The sequence below is a fragment of the Pseudomonas putida genome, from assembly GCF_030159595.1.
In the GTDB taxonomy this organism is placed as follows: domain Bacteria; phylum Pseudomonadota; class Gammaproteobacteria; order Pseudomonadales; family Pseudomonadaceae; genus Aquipseudomonas; species Aquipseudomonas putida_AC.
The window spans coordinates 71,859-92,018 of the sequence record NZ_BSKJ01000008.1; the positions used below are offsets into that span (position 1 = coordinate 71,859).

Genomic DNA, 20,160 nt, shown 5'->3' on the forward strand with positions numbered 1-20,160 from the left:
GCCTCTTCGCGGGCTTGTCCCGCGAAGAGGCCGGCACAGGCCGCATCAATTTTCAGAAAGGCGCATCCCCCAGGATGGTCGCCCGGTGCATCACCCGCCGGTTCGGTCGGTAATCATCCACCGCGAAGTGCTGGGTCACGCGGTTGTCCCAGAACGCCACGTCATTCTCCTGCCAGCGCCAGCGAATGCTGAACTCTGGTCGCGTCGCATGGGCAAACAGCAGCCTCAGCAGCGCATCGCTTTCCAGTTCGCTCAGCTCATTGATGCGCGTAGTGAACCCTTCATTGACGAACAACGCCTTGCGCCCGCTCACCGGATGCGTGCGCACCACCGGGTGCGACAGTGGCGGGTTGTTGCGCCGGGTCGCCTCCCAGCGCGCCAGGTCTTCCGGCGTGGTGCCAAAGCGCTCCAGCGGGAACGACTTGGTGAAATCGTGGGTGGCGGTCAGCCCGTCAAGCATCTCACGCAGCGGCGCCGACAAGGCCTCGAAGGCCGCAATGCCGCTGGCCCACAGGGTATCGCCACCGTAAGCAGGCAACTGCTTGGCGCTGAGCACCGCGCCCAGTGCCGGGGTCGGCAAGAAGGTCACGTCGGTGTGCCACACGGCGTTGTCACGTACATCGGTAACCGCCGTGTCGAGCACCAGCACCTGCGGGGTTTCCGGCACGTTGGGGTAGATCGGGTGAATGTGCAGGTCGCCAAAGCGGGCGGCGAAGCGCGCCTGCTGCTCCGGGTTGATCGGCTGGTCGCGGAAGAACAGCACCTGATGCTTGAGCAGCGCCTGTTCGATGGCGTCGCGCTGTTCGGTCGTGATCTCGCGGCTGATGTCCACGCCACTGATCTGAGCGCCGAGGGCCGGGCTAAGGGGGGTAACGGTCAGGCTCATGTCTTTTCTCGTTCTAGGCGCCGGGCTGCCGGCGTGGTCAGTCGGCAATCAGTGGCTCTGCCCATGCCAGGGCACCAGTTTGCGTTGCAGGGCACGCAGGCTCATTTCCAGGGCGAAGGCGATCAGCGCAATCAACAGGATGCCCAGCACCACCACATCGGTAACCAGGAACTGCGCCGCCGACTGCACCATGAAGCCCAGGCCGCTGGTGGCGGCAATCAGCTCGGCGGCCACCAGGGTCGACCAGCCGACACCCAGGCCGATACGGATGCCGGTGAGGATGTCTGGCAGCGCGCTGGGCAGGATCACATGGCGGATCAGCTGAACCTTGCTGGCGCCCAGTGACTGCGCCGCCCGCAGCTTGGCCGGGTCGACCGTACGCACGCCGGTGGCGGTGGCAATGGCGATCGGGGCGAAGATCGCCAAGTAGATCAGCAGCACTTTCGACAGCTCGCCGATGCCGCACCAGATGACGATCAGCGGCAGGTAGGCCAGCGGCGGAATAGGCCGGTAGAACTCGATCAGCGGGTCAAGGATGCCCCGGGCTACACGGTTGTAGCCGATGGCGATGCCGACCGGGATCGCGGTCAGGGTCGCGGCGACCAGCGCCAGGCCGATACGGCCCAGGCTGGCGCCCAGGTGCTGCCACAGGCTGGCATCCATGTAGCCTTGGGTGAGCAGGGTCCAGGCCCTGGCCAGGATGTCGCCGGGCGATGGCAGGAACAGGGGCTCGATCCAGCCGGCGGCCGTCACCAGCCACCAGACCAGCAACAGGCTGGCCAGGGTCAGGGTGCTGATCCAGCGGGTGGACAGTGGCCGGCGCGGCTTGGCGGCTGGCCGGGTTTGGGCGTTGTGTTTGCCGGCGACCGGCAGGTCCAGGCTACTCATGCGCGCTCCTGCAGGCTTTGGCGTTGGGAGAACACCCGCGCCAGCACATGCTCGCGGGTTTCGATGAAGGCGGGGTCGGACTTGATGGCCCGGGCCGATTCGCCAGCGGCATAGCGCTGGCCGAAGTCCAATTGCAAGCGCTCCACTACACGTCCCGGGTTGGGTGCCAGCAGTACCAGCTCGCTGGCGAGAAACACCGCTTCTTCGATGTCGTGGGTAATCAGGAACACCGGCTTGGCGGTGCGTTGCCAGACCTGCAGCAGCAGTTCCTGCATCTGCTCGCGGGTGAACGCGTCGAGGGCGCCGAACGGTTCATCCATCAGCAATACGCGTGGGTCGGCCGCCAGTGCGCGGGCCAGGCCTACGCGCTGCTTCTGGCCACCGGACAGTTGCCAGATACGCCGCTCGCCGAAGCCATCGAGGTCGACGAGGGCGAGCATTTCACGCGCCTTGGCCTCACGCTGGGCGCGGGGTACGCCGGCCAACTCGAGGCCGAAGGCGACATTGCCCAGCACGTTTTGCCATGGCAGCAGGGCATCGTCCTGGAACACCACACCGCGCTCGGCACCCGGGCCCTGCACCGGTACGCCGTCGAGGGTGATGCGCCCGCCGCTGGGGGCGACAAAGCCGGCGATCAGGTTGAGCAGCGAAGTCTTGCCGCTGCCGGAAGGCCCCAGGGCCACCAGCAGCTGGCGTGGCCCCAGGCTCAGGTTGATGTCGGCCAGCACCGGGGTGCTGGCGCCAGGGTACTGTGCGCTGATGCGCTCCAGCTCGAGCAAGGCCATGACGGGCTCCGGATCAGTTTGGAAGGAACTTGGCGCTGACGTACGGCGAGTAGTCCGGCAGTACGGCGTCGACCTTGCCTTGCTGCTTGAGGAAATTGGCCGTGTCGGTCAGTGCCTGGGTGGTCGGCGCGCCCAGGGCATTCGCCTGGTCTGCGGCCAGTGGGTAGACATTGCCCTCCAGCAGCACCGGAATGTCGCTGGCCTTGGCGCCGGACAGTTTCACCAGCTTGTCTACGTTGCCCTTATCGGCCAGCCAGGCTTTCGGGTCCTTGCGGTAGTCGGCGTAGGCGTCCAGGGTGACTTTGGCAAAGGCCTTGACCACATCCGGGTGCTTCTCGGCGAAGTCCTTGCGCACGATCCAGGCATCGAAGGTGGGGGCGCCTTTCTGGGCCAGTTCGCCCGAGGTGATCAATACCTTGCCGTTTTCCTTGGCTACGCCCAGGGCCGGGTCCCACACATAGGTGGCGTCGATGTCGCCACGCTTCCAGGCGGCAATGATGGCCGGTGGTGCAAGGTTGAGGATCTGTACCTTGGACGGGTCGATATTCCAGCTCTTGAGGGCGGCCAGCAGGCTGTAATGGCCGGTGGACACGAACGGCACGGCGACCTTCTTGCCAACCAGGTCTTGCGGGGTCTTGATGCTGTCGCGGGCGACCAGTGCTTCACCGGCGCCAATCTGGGTGGCGATAAGGAAAGTCTCGACGGGTAGCTTGCGGGTGGCGGCGGCGGCCAGCGGGCTGGACCCCAGGTAGCCGATTTGCACGTCGCCGCTGGCCACAGCAGTGATCACGTCAGCACCGTTATCGAATTTGCGCCAGTCGATGCTGGCCTTGCTGGCTTTTTCGTAGTCGCCGTCCACCTGCGCCACTTTGGCCGGGTCGACGGTGGTCTGGTAGGCCACGGTCAGGTCGGCAGCCTGGGCAAACCAGCTGGTGCTGGCGAGGGTCAGGGCGGCGAACAGGCGCAGCGGAGCGTGCGGGATCATGGTGAACCTCTCGTCAGGCAATCGGTGTGATGGATGGCGAGAAGACTAAATGATCTAAGAATTCTAAAATAAATAACTTTTTTGCATTAGCTTAGGAGCCAAATGCTTTAAGCCCAGGATCGGTGATTACCCTCAATGGCGAATGTCGAGGCACCTGCTAGGCTTTTTCGTCCCTATAGAACGATACGGAATTAGGTTATGAGCAAACGTTTGCAAATAACCAAACGTTATGAATGGCGTTGCTGCTACAACGAATGGCAGTAAAGGTTCCTAACATATTCCGTAAAAATCTTACAAATTCATAAAACGGTCATTTTGGATTTATAGGATTGTCATTATCCTGTAGCGCAGGTGGCGCCTTAGACCAAAGTCGCGAAACGTTTAGAAACGATTGACTTACTGGTCACGCTTTGGGACTAAATCGCCAATCCACGGTGAGCGGGGCAGAAGACCCCGCCGCCAGAGATACACAAGAATTAGAACGTAGAGGAGCAAATTATGTACAAGTCCAGCCTGGCTCTGGCCGTGGCACTGGGGGTTCTCGCCCAACAAGCAGGCGCTGCCGGTTTCGTTGAAGACAGCAAACTGTCGCTCAGCTCGCGCACCATGTACTTCAACAACGACAACCGTGACGGCGGCGCTGACAACCGCGAATCGGGTCAGGGCTTCAAGCTCGACTACATCTCCGGCTTCACTGAAGGCACCGTTGGTTTCGGTGTCGATGCCCAGGCCCTGTGGGGTATCCACCTGGATGGCGGCCGTGGCAAGCACCCAGACAACAGCAGCTTCTTCCCGAGCGACAGCGACGGCTCTGCTGAAAGCCAGTGGGCTCGCGTTGGCGCCAACGCCAAGGCGCGCTTCTCGAAGACCGAAGTTCACTACGGTAGCGCCCTGGCGCCGAACCTGCCGATCCTGGTCTCCAACGATGGCCGTCTGCTGCCGCAAACCTTCGAGGGTGGCACCATCCAGTCGAAGGAAATCGACAACCTGACCATCAACGCCGGTCAGCTGACCCACGCCATGGGCCGTGCTTCGAGCAACCGTACCGGCCTGTCGGTAGCCGGTGCTACCCAGGACAGCAACAAGTTCCGTTACGGCGGCCTGGACTACAAGCTCACGCCAGACCTGACCCTGCAGTACTACTACTCGAACCTGGAAGACTTCTACAAGCAGCACTTCCTGGGCGCGACCCATGTGTTCAAGATCGCTGACGACCAGTCGTTCAAGACCGACCTGCGCTACTTCGACAGCAGCAGCGACGGCAAGAACGGTGAGGCCGGCTACCGCTTCAGCAACAACGGTGGTTTTGCCAAGAACGCTGGCGAGGTCGACAACAAGACCTGGTCCGCGATGTTCACCTACACCCTGGGTGGCCACTCGCTGATGCTCGGCCACCAGCGCGTCAATGACGACGGTGGTTTCGTCTGGCTGAACCAAGGCAACGTAGTTGACGGCAACGGCCGCAACGAAGGCGCCGGCGGTTCGAGCTTCTACCTGTTCACCGACAGCATGATCAACCAGTTCGCCAAGGCGGGTGAAAACACCACCTTCGGCCAGTACGCCTACGACTTCGCTCGCCTGGGCGTTCCGGGCCTGAAAGCCTCGGTTGCCTACCTGAAAGGTGAAGACGGCAAGAACGCCAACGGCAACGGTACCTTCAGCGAATGGGAACGTGACGCTCGCGTCGACTACGTTATCCAGGAAGGCACCTTCAAGGGCCTGGGCGCCAGCCTGCGTCACGGCGTATACCGTGGCACCGGCACCAGCTCGCTGGCTGACCAGGATCAGACCCGTCTGATCTTCAACTACACTTACAACTTCCTGTAAGCCGTAGCTGAACAAGAAGCCTCGCCTAGTGCGAGGCTTTTTTGTGCCTGCAAATTCGTATGCATTACGGTTATAAATAAATCGTTATTTATTCTTTTTGTTTTTAATCGAATGCAGGCACATTGAACCCATACGGTACAGAACCCAGCCAAGGAGCCGCAGCCCATGAGCCTCAAACTCGGCGATATCGCCCCCGATTTCGAACAGGATTCCAGCGAAGGCAAGATCCGCTTCCACGAGTGGCTGGGCAACAGCTGGGGGGTGTTGTTCTCCCATCCGGCCGACTTTACCCCGGTGTGCACCACCGAGCTGGGCCTGACCGCCAAGCTCAAGGACGATTTCGCCAAGCGCGGGGTCAAGGCCATCGCTCTGTCGGTAGACCCGGTGGACTCGCACCATAAGTGGATCGAGGACATCAACGAGACCCAGAACACCGTGGTCAATTTCCCGATCATCGCTGACGCCGACCGCAAGGTGTCCGACCTGTACGACCTGATCCACCCGAACGCCAGCGACACCCTGACGGTGCGCTCGCTGTTTGTCATCGACCCGAACAAGAAGGTGCGCCTGACCATCACCTATCCGGCCAGTACCGGGCGCAATTTCAATGAAATCCTGCGGGTGATCGACTCGCTGCAACTGACCGACAACCACAAGGTCGCCACACCAGGTAACTGGCAGGACGGTGACGAGGTGGTGATCGTGCCTTCGCTCAAAGATGAGGAAGAGATCAAGCAGCGCTTCCCGAAAGGTTACCGGGCGGTAAAACCCTACCTGCGGCTGACGCCTCAGCCCAATCGTTAATGGATTCCTCGTTGCATTGCTCTTAGCCAAGCAGGGATTTTCGGGCCGTTTCGACGGCCCTTTTTTATGCCTGCAGAAACCGCGAAGAGGACCTTGAGGTAAAGATAAAAGTGGAATAAACAAATGAAAAAATATGATTTCTAGATATATATGCCAGCTGTTAATGTCACCTCTAACCGAACACAAGGAAGCGCTGCAATGCTGGTCGTATCAATCGGTGGTAGCCCAAGTCCTCGCTCACGCTCCGGCGTGCTACTCGAGCGTTCGCGCCAGTGGCTACAGAACCGTGGCGTCGAAGTAGTGACGTTCCAGGTACGTGACTTCCCCGCCGAAGACCTGCTGCATGCCCGTTTCGACAGCCCGCAGGTGCAGCACTTCCAGCAGTTGGTAGCCCAGGCTGATGGCCTGATCGTTTCCACCCCGGTGTACAAGGCTTCGTTTGCCGGTGCGCTGAAAACGTTGCTCGACCTGCTGCCCGAACGCGCCCTGGCACACAAGATCGTGTTGCCGATCGCTACAGGCGGCAGCATCGCCCACATGCTGGCGGTGGATTACGCATTGAAACCCGTGCTGTCGGCACTCAAGGCACAAGAGACCCTGCAAGGGATCTTTGCCGACGACAGCCAGGTTGCTTATGCAGAAGGCTCAAAGCCTGCGCAGCTGGTACCGGCGCTGGAAGAGCGCCTGCTGGACTCGCTGGAAACCTTCCACGTTGCCTTGGCCCGTCGGCCGCGCCCCGTGGCCCCTGGTTTACTGAATGAACGCCTGATCAGCGCTCGCTGGAGCATCTGACCGGCCCAACCCGCTTCACCACCTTACTCGCCCGATAACGAGGCAAGCAGGTGCAACCCGAACCCAAACGTACAGGAGAGCGCCATGCGCACAGTCTTCTTGCGTCGTGGTCTGGTCGCCCTGTTTGCGGCGGCTGTGTCCTTCGGCGCCATCACCCAAGCCCAAGCCGAAAGCCTGCGTATCGGTTATCAGAAATACGGCACCCTGGTGCTGCTCAAAGCCAAGGGCACGCTGGAAAAGCGCCTGGCCGAGCAGGGCGTGCAGGTGCAGTGGACCGAGTTCCCCGGCGGCCCGCAGCTGCTTGAAGGGCTGAACGTCGGCTCCATCGATTTTGGCGTGACCGGCGAGACCCCGCCCGTATTTGCCCAGGCCGCCGGGGCCGACTTGCTCTATGTGGCCTACGAGCCGCCAGCACCACACAGCGAGGCGATCCTGGTGCCGAAGGGTTCGCCGATCCAGTCGGTGAAAGACCTGAAGGGCAAGAAAGTCGTCCTCAACAAAGGCTCCAACGTTCACTACCTTTTGGTCCGTGCCCTGGAAGACGCCGGTCTGAAGTACAGCGACATCCAGCCCGTCTACCTGCCGCCAGCCGATGCTCGCGCCGCCTTCGAGCGGGGCAGCGTGGACGCCTGGGTAATCTGGGACCCGTATCAGGCCGCCGCCGAACAGCAGTTGCAGGCCCGCACCTTGCGTGACGGCAAGGGCCTGGTCGACAACCACCAGTTCTACCTTGCCACCCGCAACTACGCGACCCAGCACCCGGCAGTGATCAGCACCCTGATCGAAGAAGTGCGCGCCGTGGGCGAGTGGTCCCAGGCCAACCCGCAGGAAGTGACCGATCAGGTCGCCCCGCTGCTCGGCCTGCCCGCCGACATCACCCTGACCTCGGTCAAACGCCAAGGCTACGGTGCTGCGCCGCTTACCCCTGAGGTAGTGGCCGCGCAACAGAAGATCGCCGACACCTTCCAGGCGCTCAAGCTGATACCCAAGCCGCTGAGCATCAAGGATGTGATCTGGACACCCCCGGCCAAGGTCGCTAGCGCGCCTTGATTGATTCGCCTGTGCCGGGGCGCCGCCCTGGCTTGAGCCACCCTGAGGAGACAACTCCAATGAGCCTTAACATTTTCTGGTTCCTCCCAACCCACGGTGACGGCAAGTACCTGGGCACTTCCGACGGCGCACGTGCGGTCGACCACGGTTACCTGCAGCAGATCGCCCAGGCCGCCGACCGCCTCGGCTTCGGTGGCGTGCTGATCCCCACCGGCCGCTCCTGCGAGGATTCCTGGCTGGTGGCCGCGTCGTTGATCCCTGTGACGCAACGTCTGAAATTTCTGGTAGCCCTGCGCCCAGGCATCATTTCGCCAACCGTGGCAGCACGCCAGGCGGCAACGCTGGACCGCCTGTCCAATGGCCGTGCGCTGTTCAACCTGGTGACGGGTGGCGACCCGGACGAACTGGCCGGTGATGGCCTGCATCTGAGCCATGAAGAACGCTACGAAGCCTCGGTCGAATTCACCCGTATCTGGCGCAAAGTGCTGGAAGGTGAAAACGTCGATTACGACGGCAAGCACATCCAGGTGAAGGGCGCCAAGCTGCTCTACCCGCCAATCCAGCAGCCGCGTCCGCCGCTGTACTTCGGTGGTTCGTCCGAAGCGGCACAGGACCTGGCCGCCGAGCAGGTCGAGCTGTACCTGACCTGGGGCGAGCCGCCGAGTGCGGTCGCTGAAAAAATTGCCCAGGTGCGCGAGAAAGCTGCCGCCCAAGGCCGCGAGGTGCGCTTTGGCATCCGCCTGCATGTGATCGTGCGGGAAACCAACGAAGAAGCCTGGGCCGCCGCCGACAAGCTGATCTCGCACCTGGACGATGACACCATCGCCCGTGCCCAGGCCTCGCTGGCGCGCTTTGACTCTGTGGGCCAGCAGCGCATGGCTGCCCTGCACGGCGGCAACCGTGACAACCTGGAAGTCAGCCCCAACCTGTGGGCGGGTGTTGGCCTGGTCCGTGGTGGTGCCGGTACCGCACTGGTGGGCGATGGCCCGACTGTAGCGGCTCGGGTCAAGGAGTATGCCGATCTGGGCATCGATACCTTCATCTTCTCGGGTTATCCACACCTGGAAGAGTCTTATCGCGTGGCTGAACTGCTGTTCCCGCACCTCGACGTAAACCGTCCGGAGCAACCGAAAACGGGCGGCTATGTCAGCCCGTTCGGCGAGATGGTGGCCAACGATATCCTGCCCAAGTCCGTGTCGCAGAGCTGAGGGCCGGACCATGAGTCGTGCAACTTCCTCCAACTTGGCCCAGCGCCTGGCGCCGTGGGCGCTGCCGGTGCTGTTGTTGGCGGCCTGGCAACTGGCGGTGAGCGCCGGCTGGCTGTCGACGCGCATCCTGCCTGCGCCTAGCGCAGTGGTCAGTGCGGGCGTCGAACTGGTACGCAGCGGCGATATCTGGACCCACCTGGCCATCAGTGGCTGGCGTGCCGGGCTGGGCTTCGCCATCGGCGGCAGCATCGGCCTGGTGCTGGGCTTCATCACCGGTCTGTCGAACTGGGGTGAGCGCCTCCTCGACAGCTCGGTGCAGATGATCCGCAACGTGCCGCACCTGGCGCTGATCCCGCTGGTGATCCTGTGGTTCGGTATCGACGAGTCGGCAAAGATCTTTCTGGTTGCGCTGGGCACGTTGTTCCCGATCTACCTGAACACCTACCACGGCATTCGCAACGTCGACCCGGCACTGGTGGAAATGGCGCGCAGCTACGGCCTCTCAGGCTTCAGCCTGTTCCGTCAGGTGATTCTGCCGGGCGCGCTGCCTTCGATTTTGGTGGGGGTGCGATTTGCCCTGGGCTTCATGTGGCTGACCCTGATCGTGGCCGAAACCATCTCGGCCAACGCCGGCATCGGTTACCTGGCAATGAACGCCCGTGAGTTCCTGCAGACCGACGTGGTGGTACTGGCCATCGTCCTGTATGCCGTGCTCGGCAAGCTCGCCGACCTCGCTGCCCGCGGCCTGGAGCGTGTATGGCTACGTTGGCACCCGGCCTATCAAGTGGCCAAGAAGGAGGGTGCATGACTGTGCTCAAGGAACAGCCGCCACGCCTGCTGCGTGGCATCCCACTGGCCTCCAACGGTCTGCGCAAGACCTTTGGCCAGCGCGAAGTGTTGAAGGGTATCGACCTGCACATTCCGGCGGGGCAGTTTGTTGCCATCGTCGGCCGCAGCGGCTGCGGCAAGAGCACCCTGCTGCGGTTGCTGGCCGGGCTCGACCAGCCTACGGCCGGGCAACTGCTGGCTGGCGCTGCGCCGCTGGAGGAGGCCCGTGAAGAAACCCGCCTGATGTTCCAGGACGCACGCCTGCTGCCGTGGAAGAAGGTGATCGACAACGTTGGCCTGGGCCTGTCGGGTGACTGGCGCTCACGTGCGCTGGAAGCGCTGGAGGCGGTTGGCTTGGCCGACCGTGCCAATGAATGGCCGGCAGCCCTCTCGGGTGGCCAGAAGCAGCGTGTGGCCTTGGCCCGCGCCTTGATTCACCAGCCACGCCTGCTGCTGCTGGATGAGCCGCTGGGTGCGCTGGATGCATTGACCCGTATCGAGATGCAGCAATTGATCGAGCGCCTGTGGCGTCAGCATGGCTTCACCGTGCTGCTGGTCACCCACGATGTCAGCGAAGCCGTTGCCGTGGCTGACCGGGTGATTTTGATCGAGGACGGCGAGGTCGGGCTCGACCTCACTGTCGACCTGGCACGGCCCAGGGCGCGTGGTTCGCACCGCCTGGCCGCGCTGGAAAGCGAAGTGCTCAACCGTGTTCTGTCGGTCCCGGGCACTGCGCCCGAGCCGGATCCTGTAGCCCCTCTGCCCACGCAACTGCGTTGGGCGCACTGAACGACTCACTTACCCGACTGAAGCCATAGAGAAGGAATTACATCATGACTATCAAAGCCATCAACGTCCGCAACCAGTTCAAAGGCACCGTGAAAGAAATCCTCGAAGGCCCGGTACTGTCGGAAATCGACGTGCAGACTGCCTCGGGTATCGTGACTTCGGTCATCACCACCCGCTCGGTAAAAGAGCTGGAGTTGCAAGTGGGCAGCGAAGTGATTGCCTTCGTGAAGTCGACTGAAGTGTCTATCGCCAAGCTGTGATGGCGCTGCTCGATATTGGGGCTGCTTTGCAGCCCTTCGCGGGCAAGCCCGCTCCCACAGGTACTGCGTAGGATCCAGTGTGCACGCGGACCCTGTGGGAGCGGGCTTGCCCGCGAAGGGCCGCAACGCGGCCCCAATGATTTCAGCTGGAGCGCTTGGCCAGAAACGGCGGCAGATACAACCCCAGATACGCCTCGAACACCCGCTTGCCTTCTTCGGCCATTCGCGGGGTGATCGCTTCGTGCAACTGCACCGATCGCGCATACACCCGATCGCTCAGTTCCATGGCCAGGGCAAACACATCCACATCCAGTGGCATCACCGGCAGGTGAAAATGCTGGTCGAACAACTTGTGCATCAAGTCGCCCAGTTCCATGTCGTGCTGCCGATCGGCCTGCACCACTTCGCTCAGCCCATGTTGGGCCAGGATTAACTGGCGCGCCGCCGCATCTTCGTTATAGATACAAAGCATGCGTTCTTCGATGAGCCGTGACAGTTCGTGCCAGGTGCTGAATGCGCTGCTGTCGATCGGTGCACTCAGTGCTTCGCGAAAGGCCCGGTGTACGTCGGCAGTCAGTGCTTCCAGCAACGCTGGCACGCTGGCGAAGAAGTGATACACCGACGACGGTGGAATCTGTGCCCGTTCGGCCACGCTGTAGATGGACAGTGCCGCCACCCCTTGCTCTGCCAGCAACTCGCGCGCAGCCGCCAGGATCGCTTCGATCCTGGCCTGGCTGCTGGCGCGCGGCTTGCGCGGGGTGGCGGTACGGGTCATCAGTTGCTGATCGCCAGGATACTGGCCTGGTAGGCACCGACGAACAGGTCGAAGTCACCGACTTCGTCCTGTTCCAGCTCAGACTGCTTGGCGAGCGATTCGCGAGCCAGTGTTTCGAACGCCTGTTGCTGTTCGTTGCTCAGGGGCTGTTCGCGGAATGTCTCGGCGTGGACCCGGCTTTGACGCAGGGAGAACTGGATGAAGGTTTCATCGTGCTCGGTCATGCGTGCCAGCACCTGGGCCGACGGGGTGAGCGCGGCGTCATCGACCTTGGCCTGCTGGGCATCCAGGGCTTTGCCGTGGGCGTCGCCGCCTTGCGCCTGGTCGAGCAGGTCGGCCAGTGGCCGGATACGCTCGATCAGCTCGCTGGCCCACGCCTTCAGGGTGATCGGCTGGCCATCACGATGCAGCTCCAGGCCCGGGCGACGGCCTTCCTTGACCACGGTCAGGAAGTTGTCGGTGCACTGGCCGCATTCGCCGTTGTCCAGCTGCGGGCTGTCTTCCAGTGCGCAGAACAGCAGGAACGCATCGAGGAAGCGCGCCTCGGGCAGGTCGATGCCCACCGGCAGGAACGGGTTGATGTCCAGGCAACGCACTTCCACATACTGCACGCCGCGCGAGGTCAGGGCCTGGATCGGCCGCTCGCCGGTGTAGGTGACCCGCTTGGGGCGGATGTTCGAGTAGTACTCGTTTTCGATCTGCAGGATGTTGGTGTTCAGTTGCACCCACTCGCCGTCCACATGCGTACCGACTTCGACGTAAGGCGGGTAGGGCGTGCCCACGGCCTTGCGCAGGCTGTCGGTGTAGCTGGCCAGGTTGTTGTAGCACGGCGTCAGGCCGGCCTGGGCGTTGCTCTGGTAGCCCAGGTCGCTCATGCGCAGGCTGGTGGCGTAGGGCAGGAACAGCGTTTCGGCGTCCAGCTCTTCGAGCTGGTGGGGGCGGCCACGCAGGAAGCCTTTGTCCAGGGCCGGCGAAGCGCCGAACAGGTACATCAGCAGCCAGCTGTAGCGGCGGAAGTTGCGGATCAGGGCAATGTAGGCCGATGACTGGTAGTCGCGGTTGTCTTGCGTGCTGCCTTCGGCTTCGCGCAGCAGCGGCCACAGGGCTTCGGGCAGCGAGAAGTTGTAATGGATACCGGCGATGCACTGCATGGTGCGGCCGTAGCGCAAGGCCAGGCCCTTGCGGTAGACGTGCTTGAGCTTGCCGATGTTCGAGCTGCCGTACTCGGCGATCGGGATGTCCTCCTCGGCCGGCAGCGTGCACGGCATCGACGGGCTCCACAGGTATTCGTCGCCCAGCTTGCTGTAGACGAAACGGTGGGTCTGTTCGAGGCTTTCGAGCACTTTGGCCGGGTCGGGCAGGGCTGGGGTGATGAACTCCAGCAGCGACTCGGAATAATCGGTAGTGATCTGCTCGTTGGTCAGTGCCGATCCCAAAGCTTCCGGGTGCGGGGTCTGGGCCAGGCGACCTTCGTCGGTCACGCGCAGGCATTCGCGCTCAATACCGTGCAGGCACTGCTTGAGCAGGGGAAGATTGGCGCCGAGCAGGCTCAGGCGGCGGTTGAGGAGTTCGCTCAAGATGTATTCCTTCACGCGTCAGTCGCCCCAATATGGGGGTAGAGATAACGGTCTACAAGGGTAGGAAGAAAGGAACTGGCGTTGTCGCCTGGTTTACGCGGTTCCAGCAGTGCCAGCGCACTGCTGAAAATACCGCAGATACGGCTTGGTGAGCTAGAGAACCGCGAAGGTTCCTTGCGCTTTCGCCACCAGCTTGTCGCCCTGGACTACGTCGGCGTCGACCACCAGGGTACGCCGCCCGGCGTGCAGCACACGGGCGGTGCACAGCACTTCGCCGTCACTGACGGCGCGCATGTAGTTGATCTTGCACTCGATGGTGACGCTTTGTTGGTCAAAGCCATGGCTGGCCGAGCAGGCCAGGCCCATGGCGATGTCCACCAGGCTGAAGATCGCCCCGCCGTGCAGCTTCTGGCCACGGTTGCGCAAGTGCGGTTCGAGGGGCAGGGCCACCTCGGCAACACCCGTATCCAGGCGTTGCAGGCGGCAGCCCAGCAGCTGGCTGAAGGCGCTTTCGACGTATTCGCGTGGTACGTCCATCACTTCTTCTTCAACTGCTTGGCGTTGGCAAACAGGGAGGCCATGGCGTTGTTGGCCGGTGCGGCAGTGGCCGTTTCACGCGGGCGTGGGGCCTGCTGCTGACGGTTGCCGCCATTACCACGGTTGCCGCCGCGGTTGCCTTCGACCTTCTCGCCCGGGGTGTCGCTCATGCGCATGGACAGGCCGACGCGCTTGCGCGGGATGTCCACTTCCATGACCTTGACCTTGACCACGTCGCCGGCCTTGACCGCTTCACGCGGGTCTTTGATGAACTTCTCCGACAATGCCGAGATGTGCACCAGACCGTCCTGGTGCACGCCGATGTCGACGAAGGCACCGAAGTTGGTGACGTTGGTCACCACGCCTTCCAGGATCATGCCGGGTTCCAGGTCCTTGAGGTCTTCGACGCCGTCCTGGAAGGTGGCGGTCTTGAACTCGGGGCGTGGGTCGCGGCCAGGCTTGTCCAGCTCTTGAAGGATATCGGTGACGGTCGGCAGGCCGAAGGACTCGTCGGTGAACTTCTTTGGGTCCAGGCGCTTGAGGAAGCTGCTGTCGCCAATCAGCGAGCGGATGTCGCGATCGGTGTCGGCAGCAATGCGTTGCACCAGCGGGTAGGCCTCGGGGTGCACTGCGGAGGCGTCCAGCGGGTTGTCGCCGTTCATCACGCGCAGGAAGCCCGCGGCCTGTTCGAAGGTTTTTTCACCCAGGCGGCTGACCTTTTTGAGTGCCGCACGGGTGGCGAACGGGCCGTTGGCATCGCGGTGGGCGACGATGTTCTGTGCCAGCGTAGCGTTGAGGCCAGAGATGCGGGTCAGCAGCGCCACCGAGGCGGTGTTCACGTCCACGCCTACGGCGTTCACGCAGTCCTCGACCACGGCGTCCAGGCCACGCGCCAGTTTCAGCTGGGACACATCGTGCTGATACTGGCCGACACCGATGGATTTCGGGTCGATTTTCACCAACTCCGCCAGCGGGTCCTGCAGGCGGCGGGCAATCGACACGGCGCCACGGATCGATACGTCGAGGTCCGGGAACTCGCGGGCGGCCAGTTCCGAGGCCGAGTACACCGAGGCACCGGCTTCGGAGACCATGATTTTGGTGATTTTCAGCGCTGGATATTTTTTGACCAGCTCAGCTACCAGCTTGTCGCTTTCGCGGCTGGCGGTACCGTTGCCGATGGCGACCAGTTCCACCGAGTGCTTGGCGCACAGGGCGGCCATGATGGAAATAGTGCGGTCCCAGTCATTTTTTGGCGCGTGCGGGTAGACCGTGGTGTAGTCCAGCAGCTTGCCAGTGGCGTCGACCACGGCGATCTTGCACCCGGTGCGCAGCCCCGGGTCGAAGCCCAGGGTGGCGCGCGGGCCGGCCGGAGCGGCCAGCAGCAGGTCGTGCAGGTTGTGGGCGAACACGTTGATCGCCTCGCCCTCGGCGTTGTCGCGCAACTCGCCGAACAGGTCGGTTTCCAGGTGGGTGTAGAGCTTGACCTTCCAGGTCCAGCGCACCACCTCGCCCAGCCACTTGTCGGCCGGGCGGCTGCGGTTTTCAACGCCGACGTGGTTGCCGATCATCACCTCGCACGGGTGCAGGGTGCCAGGCAGTTCTTCGCCCACTTTCAGCGAGGCGCTCAGCACACCTTCGTTGCGCCCGCGGAAGATTGCCAGGGCGCGGTGCGACGGGGCATTGCGCAGCAGTTCGTCGTGGGCGAAGTAGTCGCGGAACTTGGCGCCTTCTTCTTCCTTGCCCGCTACCACGCGGGCGCTGAGCACCGCTTCCTGCTTGAGGTAGTTGCGCAGTTTGTCGAGCAGGGCAGCGTCTTCGGCGAAGCGCTCCATGAGGATGTACTTGGCGCCTTCCAGCGCAGCCTTGACGTCGGCCACGCCTTTTTCGGCGTTGACGAAGCGTGCGGCTTCGCTCTCCGGGGCCAGGGTCGGGTCGTTGAACAGGCCGTCGGCCAGCTCGCCAAGGCCAGCTTCCAGGGCGATCTGGCCCTTGGTGCGGCGCTTCTGCTTGTACGGCAGGTACAGGTCTTCAAGGCGGGTCTTGGTGTCGGCCAGCTTGATTTCGCGGGCCAGTTCCGGGGTCAGCTTGCCTTGTTCCTCGATGCTGGACAGGATGCTGACGCGGCGCTCGTCGAGTTCGCGCAGGTAGCGCAGGCGCTCTTCCAGATGGCGCAGCTGGGTGTCGTCCAGGCTACCGGTCACTTCCTTGCGGTAACGCGCGATGAAGGGCACGGTCGAGCCTTCGTCCAACAGGCCCACGGCCGCCTCGACCTGCTGGGGGCGTACGCCCAGTTCCTCGGCGATACGGCTGTTGATGCTGTCCATGTAAACCACCTGACATTTGTGAATACGGGGGTCGCCTGTGGGCTTTTCGCTCGGCGGCGCTGGATGAAAGCCGCGCATTATACCCATCGCAAACGGCTTGCGGTGATGGCGCCCGGCCAGCCGGAACTGGCGCCCGGGGAAAAATCTGCTAACAATGCTCACGCAACGTGCAGCAATGGCTACGCCATAATGCGCGGCGATATCAGAGGAGTTATTCATGACCGGCACGCCAAACACCGCTGAAGGTGACAAGATTCTCATCGTCGACGACGATCCTGGGCTGAGCAGCCTGCTGGAACGTTTCTTCACCAGTAAGGGCTACCGTGCCCGCGCGGTGCCCAACACCGAGCAGATGGACCGCCTGCTGCAGCGCGAGGTGTTCAACCTGGTGGTGCTCGACCTGATGCTGCCGGGCGAAGATGGCCTGTCCGCGTGCAAGCGCCTGCGCCAGCAGAACAACCAGATCCCGATCATCATGCTCACTGCAAAAGGCGATGAGCTGAGCCGTATCAAGGGCCTGGAGCTGGGCGCCGACGACTACCTGGGCAAACCGTTCAACCCGGACGAGCTGATGGCGCGCGTCAAGGCCGTGCTGCGTCGACAGGCGCCTGCTGTACCGGGAGCCCCAGGCAGCGAGGACGAGTCGGTCACCTTCGGCGACTACGAGCTGTCGCTGGCCACCCGCGAACTCAAGCGTGGTGACGAAGTGCACATGCTCACCACCGGCGAGTTCGCCGTGCTCAAGGCCTTGGTGATGCACGCCCGCGAACCGCTGACCCGCGACAAGCTGATGAACCTGGCCCGTGGTCGCGAGTGGGATGCACTGGAGCGCTCCATCGATGTGCAGATCTCGCGCCTGCGCCGCATGATCGAGCCGGACCCGTCCAAACCGCGTTACATCCAGACCGTGTGGGGCGTGGGCTACGTGTTCGTGCCAGACGGAAACGCGGGTAAATGATGCCTCGTCGTCCATGAAGACACCGCTCTGGTTTCCGCAGAGTTTCTTCGCCCGCACCCTGTGGCTGGTGTTGATTGTCGTCCTGTTCAGCAAGGCCTTGACCCTGGTCTACCTGTTGATGAACGAGGACGTGCTGGTCGACCGTCAGTACAGCCACGGCGTGGCGCTGACCTTGCGCGCCTATTGGGCTGCCGACGAAGAAAATCGCGACAAGATTGCCGAGGCGGCAGGCCTTATCCGCGTCACCGGCTCGGGTGTGCCCGAGGGTGAGCAGCACTGGCCCTACAGCGAAATCTACCAACGGCAGATGCAGGCGGAGCTGGGCGAAGACACCGAGGTGCGGCTGCGCATTCATGCGCCACCGGCGTTGTGGGTCAATGCGCCAAGCCTGGGCCCCGGCTGGCTGAAAGTGCCGCTGTACCCGCACCCGCTACGCGGGCAGAAAATCTGGAACGTGCTGGGTTGGTTCCTGGCCATTGGCCTGTTGTCCACAGCCTCGGCATGGATATTCGTGCGCCAGTTGAACCAGCCGCTCAAGCGCCTGGTGTTCGCCGCTCGCCAGCTGGGCCAGGGGCGCAGCGTGCGCCTGCCGATCAGCGATACGCCCAGCGAGATGACCGAGGTGTACAAGGCGTTCAACCAGATGGCCGAGGATGTCGAGCAGGCCGGGCGTGAGCGCGAGCTGATGCTGGCCGGGGTGTCCCATGACCTGCGCACACCGCTGACCCGCCTGCGTCTGTCGCTGTCATTGCTGAACAGCGACAGCGATTTGAGTGACGACATGGTCCGCGATATCGAAGACATGGACGCGATCCTCGATCAGTTCCTCGCCTTTATCCGTGACGGGCGGGATGAGCCGCTGGAGGAGGTCGACCTGGCTGACCTGGTGCGCGAAGTGGTGGCGCCGTACAACCAGCCGGAAGAACGTGTGCGCCTGTGCCTGGAACCGATCCCGCCGTTCCCGCTGCGTCGGGTGTCGCTCAAGCGCATGCTGGGCAACCTGATTGGCAACGCCCTGCACCATGCTGGCAAAGGGGTCGAGGTGGCCGCCTATGTGTCGGGTGACGAGAGCGCACCCTATGTGGTGCTGAGCGTGCTTGACCGTGGCACCGGCATCGACGAGTCGGAGTTGGAGACCATCTTCAACCCGTTCATTCGTGGTGACCGGGCGCGGGGTGGCAAGGGCACCGGGTTGGGGCTGGCGATCGTCAAGCGCATCGCGGCCCAGCATGGCGGGAATGTGGAGCTGCGTAACCGGTCTGGCGGTGGGATCGAGGCGCGGGTGCGGTTGCCGTTGGGGCTGTTGTTACCTCGGAATGCTGTGTGAAATTTGCCGGCCTCTTCGCGGCTAAAGCCGCTCCCACAGGTACTGCACAGGCCTGAGGGCTGTGGTAATCCTGTAGGAGCGGGTTTACCCGCGAAGAGGCCGGTACAGGCTTACATCAGCCTTTACCCTTGGTCCGGGTCTGATTCGGCCCGCCGTTCTTCTCAAGGTGTTCGATGATCATCCCGGCCACGTTCTTGCCGGTGGTCACTTCAATCCCCTCCAGCCCCGGCGATGAGTTCACCTCCATCACCAGCGGCCCATGGTTGGAGCGCAGGATATCCACACCCGCCACACTCAATCCCATCACCTTGGCCGCACGAATCGCGGTAATCCGCTCCTCAGGGGTGATCTTGATCAGGCTGGCGACGCCCCCCCGGTGCAGGTTGGAGCGGAACTCGCCCGGCTTGGCCTGGCGCTTCATAGAGGCAATCACCTTGTCTCCCACCACGAAGCAGCGGATGTCGGCGCCGCCAGCCTCCTTGATGTATTCCTGAACCATGATGTTCTGCTTCAGGCCCATGAACGCCTCGATCACCGACTCGGCCGCCTGGGTGGTTTCGCACAGCACCACGCCGATGCCTTGGGTGCCTTCCAGCACTTTGATCACGAGCGGGGCGCCATTGACCATCTGGATCAGGTCGGGAATATCGTCCGGCGAATGGGCGAAGCCGGTGATTGGGAGGCCGATGCCGCGTCGTGACAGCAGTTGCAACGAGCGCAGTTTGTCGCGGGAGCGGGCAATGGCCACCGACTCGTTGAGCGGATACACACCCATCATCTCGAACTGGCGCAGGACTGCGCAGCCGTAGAAGGTGACCGAGGCACCGATACGCGGGATGACCGCGTCGAAACCTTCCAGTGGCTTGCCGCGGTAGTGGATCTGCGGCTTGTGGCTGGCAATGTTCATGTAGGCCCGCAGGGTATCGATCACCACCATTTCGTGACCACGCTGGGTACCGGCTTCAACCAGGCGGCGGGTGGAATACAGACGCGGATTGCGCGACAGCACAGCGATCTTCATGCAGCACCTGTGGCAGGAGAAAGAGTGGCCGGAAAGGCCGGTTTGTCTTGTACATATTTCAGACCAGGGTTTACCACCAACTGGCCGTGGATCAGGGCCTTGGAGCCAAGCAACAGGCGGTAGCGCATGTTCTTGCGGCAGGCCAGGGTGAATTCCACCTCCCATACACCATCGCCCAGCGCCAGTGACGTGCGGATGACATAACGGGTCTGGGCCTGGCCGTTGGAGCTCTTGATGGTTTTCATGGTCACCAGCGGTGCCTCGCATCGGCGGTGACGCAACTGCACCACCGAGCCCAGGTGTGCGGTGAAGCGGACCCACGGCTGGCCGTCGCGTTCGAACGGTTCCACCTCGGTAGCATGCAGGCTGGAGGTGCTGGCGCCGGTGTCGATCTTGGCGCGCAGCCCTGCCACGCCAAGGTCGGGCAGGGCGATCCACTCACGCAGGCCGATCACTGTCAAATGGTCAAATGTCTTCACGAAGCGCACCCTGCGAATGAGGTGGTGAACTGTAAGCACGGCGGGGATTTTTTGCATCCG

The 20,160-nt window shown here is 62.7% G+C and carries 20 protein-coding genes; 10 read left to right on the forward strand and 10 right to left on the reverse strand.

All coding sequences use genetic code 11. The features are described 5' to 3' along the window. Positions 1–52: 52 nt before the first annotated feature. From tauD to tauA, 4 genes are read right to left on the reverse strand one after another with little or no spacing between them, the layout of a single operon-like run. Positions 53–886, reverse strand: coding sequence for a taurine dioxygenase (gene tauD / locus QQL85_RS18410; RefSeq protein WP_284355376.1), 834 nt, complete (start codon positions 884–886; stop codon positions 53–55). Positions 887–934: 48 nt separating this feature from the next. Then, positions 935–1,774: a taurine ABC transporter permease TauC gene (tauC, locus tag QQL85_RS18415; RefSeq protein ID WP_284355377.1), complete on the reverse strand. Its 840-nt coding sequence runs from the start codon at positions 1,772–1,774 to the stop codon at positions 935–937. Next, positions 1,771–2,559 (reverse strand): taurine ABC transporter ATP-binding subunit, encoded by a 789-nt coding sequence (gene tauB, locus QQL85_RS18420; protein ID WP_016497543.1) that lies wholly within the window; start codon positions 2,557–2,559, stop codon positions 1,771–1,773. Before tauB ends, tauC begins: the two co-directional genes overlap by 4 nt. A 13-nt stretch (positions 2,560–2,572) precedes the next feature. Next, on the reverse strand, positions 2,573–3,544 hold the full coding sequence (gene tauA, locus QQL85_RS18425) for a taurine ABC transporter substrate-binding protein (RefSeq protein WP_284355378.1): 972 nt from the start codon (positions 3,542–3,544) through the stop codon (positions 2,573–2,575). A 498-nt stretch (positions 3,545–4,042) separates the two neighbouring features. On the opposite strand from tauA, the gene QQL85_RS18430 reads away from it, so the two are divergent. The 8 genes from QQL85_RS18430 to QQL85_RS18465 all read left to right on the forward strand — a co-directional run bounded on the left by QQL85_RS18430 (position 4,043) and on the right by QQL85_RS18465 (position 11,102). Further along, positions 4,043–5,371, forward strand: a complete 1,329-nt coding sequence (locus QQL85_RS18430; RefSeq protein WP_284355379.1) for an OprD family porin — start codon at positions 4,043–4,045, stop codon at positions 5,369–5,371. 165 nt (positions 5,372–5,536) lie between these two features. Next, positions 5,537–6,175, forward strand: coding sequence for a peroxiredoxin (locus QQL85_RS18435; RefSeq protein ID WP_016497546.1), 639 nt, complete (start codon positions 5,537–5,539; stop codon positions 6,173–6,175). A 198-nt stretch (positions 6,176–6,373) separates the two neighbouring features. Continuing rightward, positions 6,374–6,967 (forward strand): NADPH-dependent FMN reductase, encoded by a 594-nt coding sequence (ssuE, locus tag QQL85_RS18440; RefSeq protein WP_284355380.1) that lies wholly within the window; start codon positions 6,374–6,376, stop codon positions 6,965–6,967. Between the two features lie 84 nt (positions 6,968–7,051). After that, the gene (locus tag QQL85_RS18445; RefSeq protein WP_284355381.1) at positions 7,052–8,017 is read left to right on the forward strand and encodes a sulfonate ABC transporter substrate-binding protein; all 966 of its coding nucleotides are present in this window, start codon (positions 7,052–7,054) and stop codon (positions 8,015–8,017) included. A 59-nt stretch (positions 8,018–8,076) separates the two neighbouring features. After that, positions 8,077–9,225 (forward strand): FMNH2-dependent alkanesulfonate monooxygenase, encoded by a 1,149-nt coding sequence (ssuD, locus tag QQL85_RS18450; RefSeq protein ID WP_284355382.1) that lies wholly within the window; start codon positions 8,077–8,079, stop codon positions 9,223–9,225. A gap of 10 nt (positions 9,226–9,235) precedes the next feature. Further along, a complete protein-coding gene (gene ssuC / locus QQL85_RS18455; RefSeq protein ID WP_284355383.1) occupies positions 9,236–10,033 on the forward strand; it encodes an aliphatic sulfonate ABC transporter permease SsuC in 798 nt (265 codons plus the stop codon). Beyond that, complete coding sequence (gene ssuB / locus QQL85_RS18460) at positions 10,030–10,842, forward strand: aliphatic sulfonates ABC transporter ATP-binding protein (RefSeq protein WP_284355384.1); 813 nt, start codon at positions 10,030–10,032, stop codon at positions 10,840–10,842. The genes ssuC and ssuB overlap by 4 nt, the downstream gene beginning before the upstream one ends. 44 nt (positions 10,843–10,886) lie before the next feature. Beyond that, positions 10,887–11,102: a TOBE domain-containing protein gene (locus QQL85_RS18465; RefSeq protein WP_008095172.1), complete on the forward strand. Its 216-nt coding sequence runs from the start codon at positions 10,887–10,889 to the stop codon at positions 11,100–11,102. A 142-nt stretch (positions 11,103–11,244) separates the two neighbouring features. Here QQL85_RS18465 and QQL85_RS18470 read toward each other — a convergent pair whose 3' ends face one another. From QQL85_RS18470 to QQL85_RS18485, 4 genes are all read right to left on the reverse strand, one after another. Continuing rightward, entirely contained in the window at positions 11,245–11,877 is a 633-nt protein-coding gene (locus QQL85_RS18470; RefSeq protein WP_284355385.1) for a TetR/AcrR family transcriptional regulator, read from the reverse strand. Next, complete coding sequence (gene gshA, locus QQL85_RS18475; protein ID WP_284355386.1) at positions 11,877–13,454, reverse strand: glutamate--cysteine ligase; 1,578 nt, start codon at positions 13,452–13,454, stop codon at positions 11,877–11,879. The genes QQL85_RS18470 and gshA overlap by 1 nt, the downstream gene beginning before the upstream one ends. Before the next feature lie 153 nt (positions 13,455–13,607). Further along, positions 13,608–13,991, reverse strand: a complete 384-nt coding sequence (locus QQL85_RS18480) for a PaaI family thioesterase (protein WP_016484405.1) — start codon at positions 13,989–13,991, stop codon at positions 13,608–13,610. Next, the gene (locus QQL85_RS18485; RefSeq protein ID WP_284355387.1) at positions 13,991–16,315 is read right to left on the reverse strand and encodes a Tex family protein; all 2,325 of its coding nucleotides are present in this window, start codon (positions 16,313–16,315) and stop codon (positions 13,991–13,993) included. The genes QQL85_RS18480 and QQL85_RS18485 overlap by 1 nt, the downstream gene beginning before the upstream one ends. 217 nt (positions 16,316–16,532) lie before the next feature. Between QQL85_RS18485 and ompR the strand changes: the two genes are divergently transcribed. Both ompR and QQL85_RS18495 read left to right on the forward strand, forming a co-directional pair. Continuing rightward, positions 16,533–17,273 (forward strand): osmolarity response regulator transcription factor OmpR, encoded by a 741-nt coding sequence (gene ompR, locus QQL85_RS18490; protein ID WP_284355388.1) that lies wholly within the window; start codon positions 16,533–16,535, stop codon positions 17,271–17,273. A 13-nt stretch (positions 17,274–17,286) separates the two neighbouring features. Further along, entirely contained in the window at positions 17,287–18,600 is a 1,314-nt protein-coding gene (locus QQL85_RS18495; RefSeq protein WP_284355389.1) for an ATP-binding protein, read from the forward strand. 115 nt (positions 18,601–18,715) lie between these two features. Here the strand turns inward: QQL85_RS18495 and rimK are convergent, their stop codons facing one another. Both rimK and QQL85_RS18505 read right to left on the reverse strand, forming a co-directional pair. After that, complete coding sequence (gene rimK, locus QQL85_RS18500; RefSeq protein ID WP_012316721.1) at positions 18,716–19,621, reverse strand: 30S ribosomal protein S6--L-glutamate ligase; 906 nt, start codon at positions 19,619–19,621, stop codon at positions 18,716–18,718. Beyond that, positions 19,618–20,100, reverse strand: coding sequence for an ATP-dependent zinc protease family protein (locus tag QQL85_RS18505; protein WP_434482148.1), 483 nt, complete (start codon positions 20,098–20,100; stop codon positions 19,618–19,620). Before QQL85_RS18505 ends, rimK begins: the two co-directional genes overlap by 4 nt. Positions 20,101–20,160: the final 60 nt, after the last annotated feature.

Excerpts from the sequence above, each read along its gene's own strand:
- tauC (WP_284355377.1), bottom strand. The coding sequence starts at position 1,774 with ATGAGTAGCCTGGACCTGCCGGTCGCCGGCAAACACAACGCCCAAACC.
- QQL85_RS18445 (WP_284355381.1), top strand. The coding sequence starts at position 7,052 with ATGCGCACAGTCTTCTTGCGTCGTGGTCTGGTCGCCCTGTTTGCGGCG.
- ssuD (WP_284355382.1), top strand. The coding sequence starts at position 8,077 with ATGAGCCTTAACATTTTCTGGTTCCTCCCAACCCACGGTGACGGCAAG.
- tauB (WP_016497543.1), bottom strand. The coding sequence starts at position 2,559 with ATGGCCTTGCTCGAGCTGGAGCGCATCAGCGCACAGTACCCTGGCGCC.
- QQL85_RS18470 (WP_284355385.1), bottom strand. The coding sequence starts at position 11,877 with ATGACCCGTACCGCCACCCCGCGCAAGCCGCGCGCCAGCAGCCAGGCC.
- QQL85_RS18430 (WP_284355379.1), top strand. The coding sequence starts at position 4,043 with ATGTACAAGTCCAGCCTGGCTCTGGCCGTGGCACTGGGGGTTCTCGCC.
- QQL85_RS18465 (WP_008095172.1), top strand. The coding sequence starts at position 10,887 with ATGACTATCAAAGCCATCAACGTCCGCAACCAGTTCAAAGGCACCGTG.
- QQL85_RS18480 (WP_016484405.1), bottom strand. The coding sequence starts at position 13,991 with ATGGACGTACCACGCGAATACGTCGAAAGCGCCTTCAGCCAGCTGCTG.
- tauD (WP_284355376.1), bottom strand. The coding sequence starts at position 886 with ATGAGCCTGACCGTTACCCCCCTTAGCCCGGCCCTCGGCGCTCAGATC.
- ssuB (WP_284355384.1), top strand. The coding sequence starts at position 10,030 with ATGACTGTGCTCAAGGAACAGCCGCCACGCCTGCTGCGTGGCATCCCA.
- ssuC (WP_284355383.1), top strand. The coding sequence starts at position 9,236 with ATGAGTCGTGCAACTTCCTCCAACTTGGCCCAGCGCCTGGCGCCGTGG.
- rimK (WP_012316721.1), bottom strand. The coding sequence starts at position 19,621 with ATGAAGATCGCTGTGCTGTCGCGCAATCCGCGTCTGTATTCCACCCGC.
- QQL85_RS18495 (WP_284355389.1), top strand. The coding sequence starts at position 17,287 with ATGAAGACACCGCTCTGGTTTCCGCAGAGTTTCTTCGCCCGCACCCTG.
- ssuE (WP_284355380.1), top strand. The coding sequence starts at position 6,374 with ATGCTGGTCGTATCAATCGGTGGTAGCCCAAGTCCTCGCTCACGCTCC.
- QQL85_RS18485 (WP_284355387.1), bottom strand. The coding sequence starts at position 16,315 with ATGGACAGCATCAACAGCCGTATCGCCGAGGAACTGGGCGTACGCCCC.
- ompR (WP_284355388.1), top strand. The coding sequence starts at position 16,533 with ATGACCGGCACGCCAAACACCGCTGAAGGTGACAAGATTCTCATCGTC.
- QQL85_RS18435 (WP_016497546.1), top strand. The coding sequence starts at position 5,537 with ATGAGCCTCAAACTCGGCGATATCGCCCCCGATTTCGAACAGGATTCC.
- tauA (WP_284355378.1), bottom strand. The coding sequence starts at position 3,544 with ATGATCCCGCACGCTCCGCTGCGCCTGTTCGCCGCCCTGACCCTCGCC.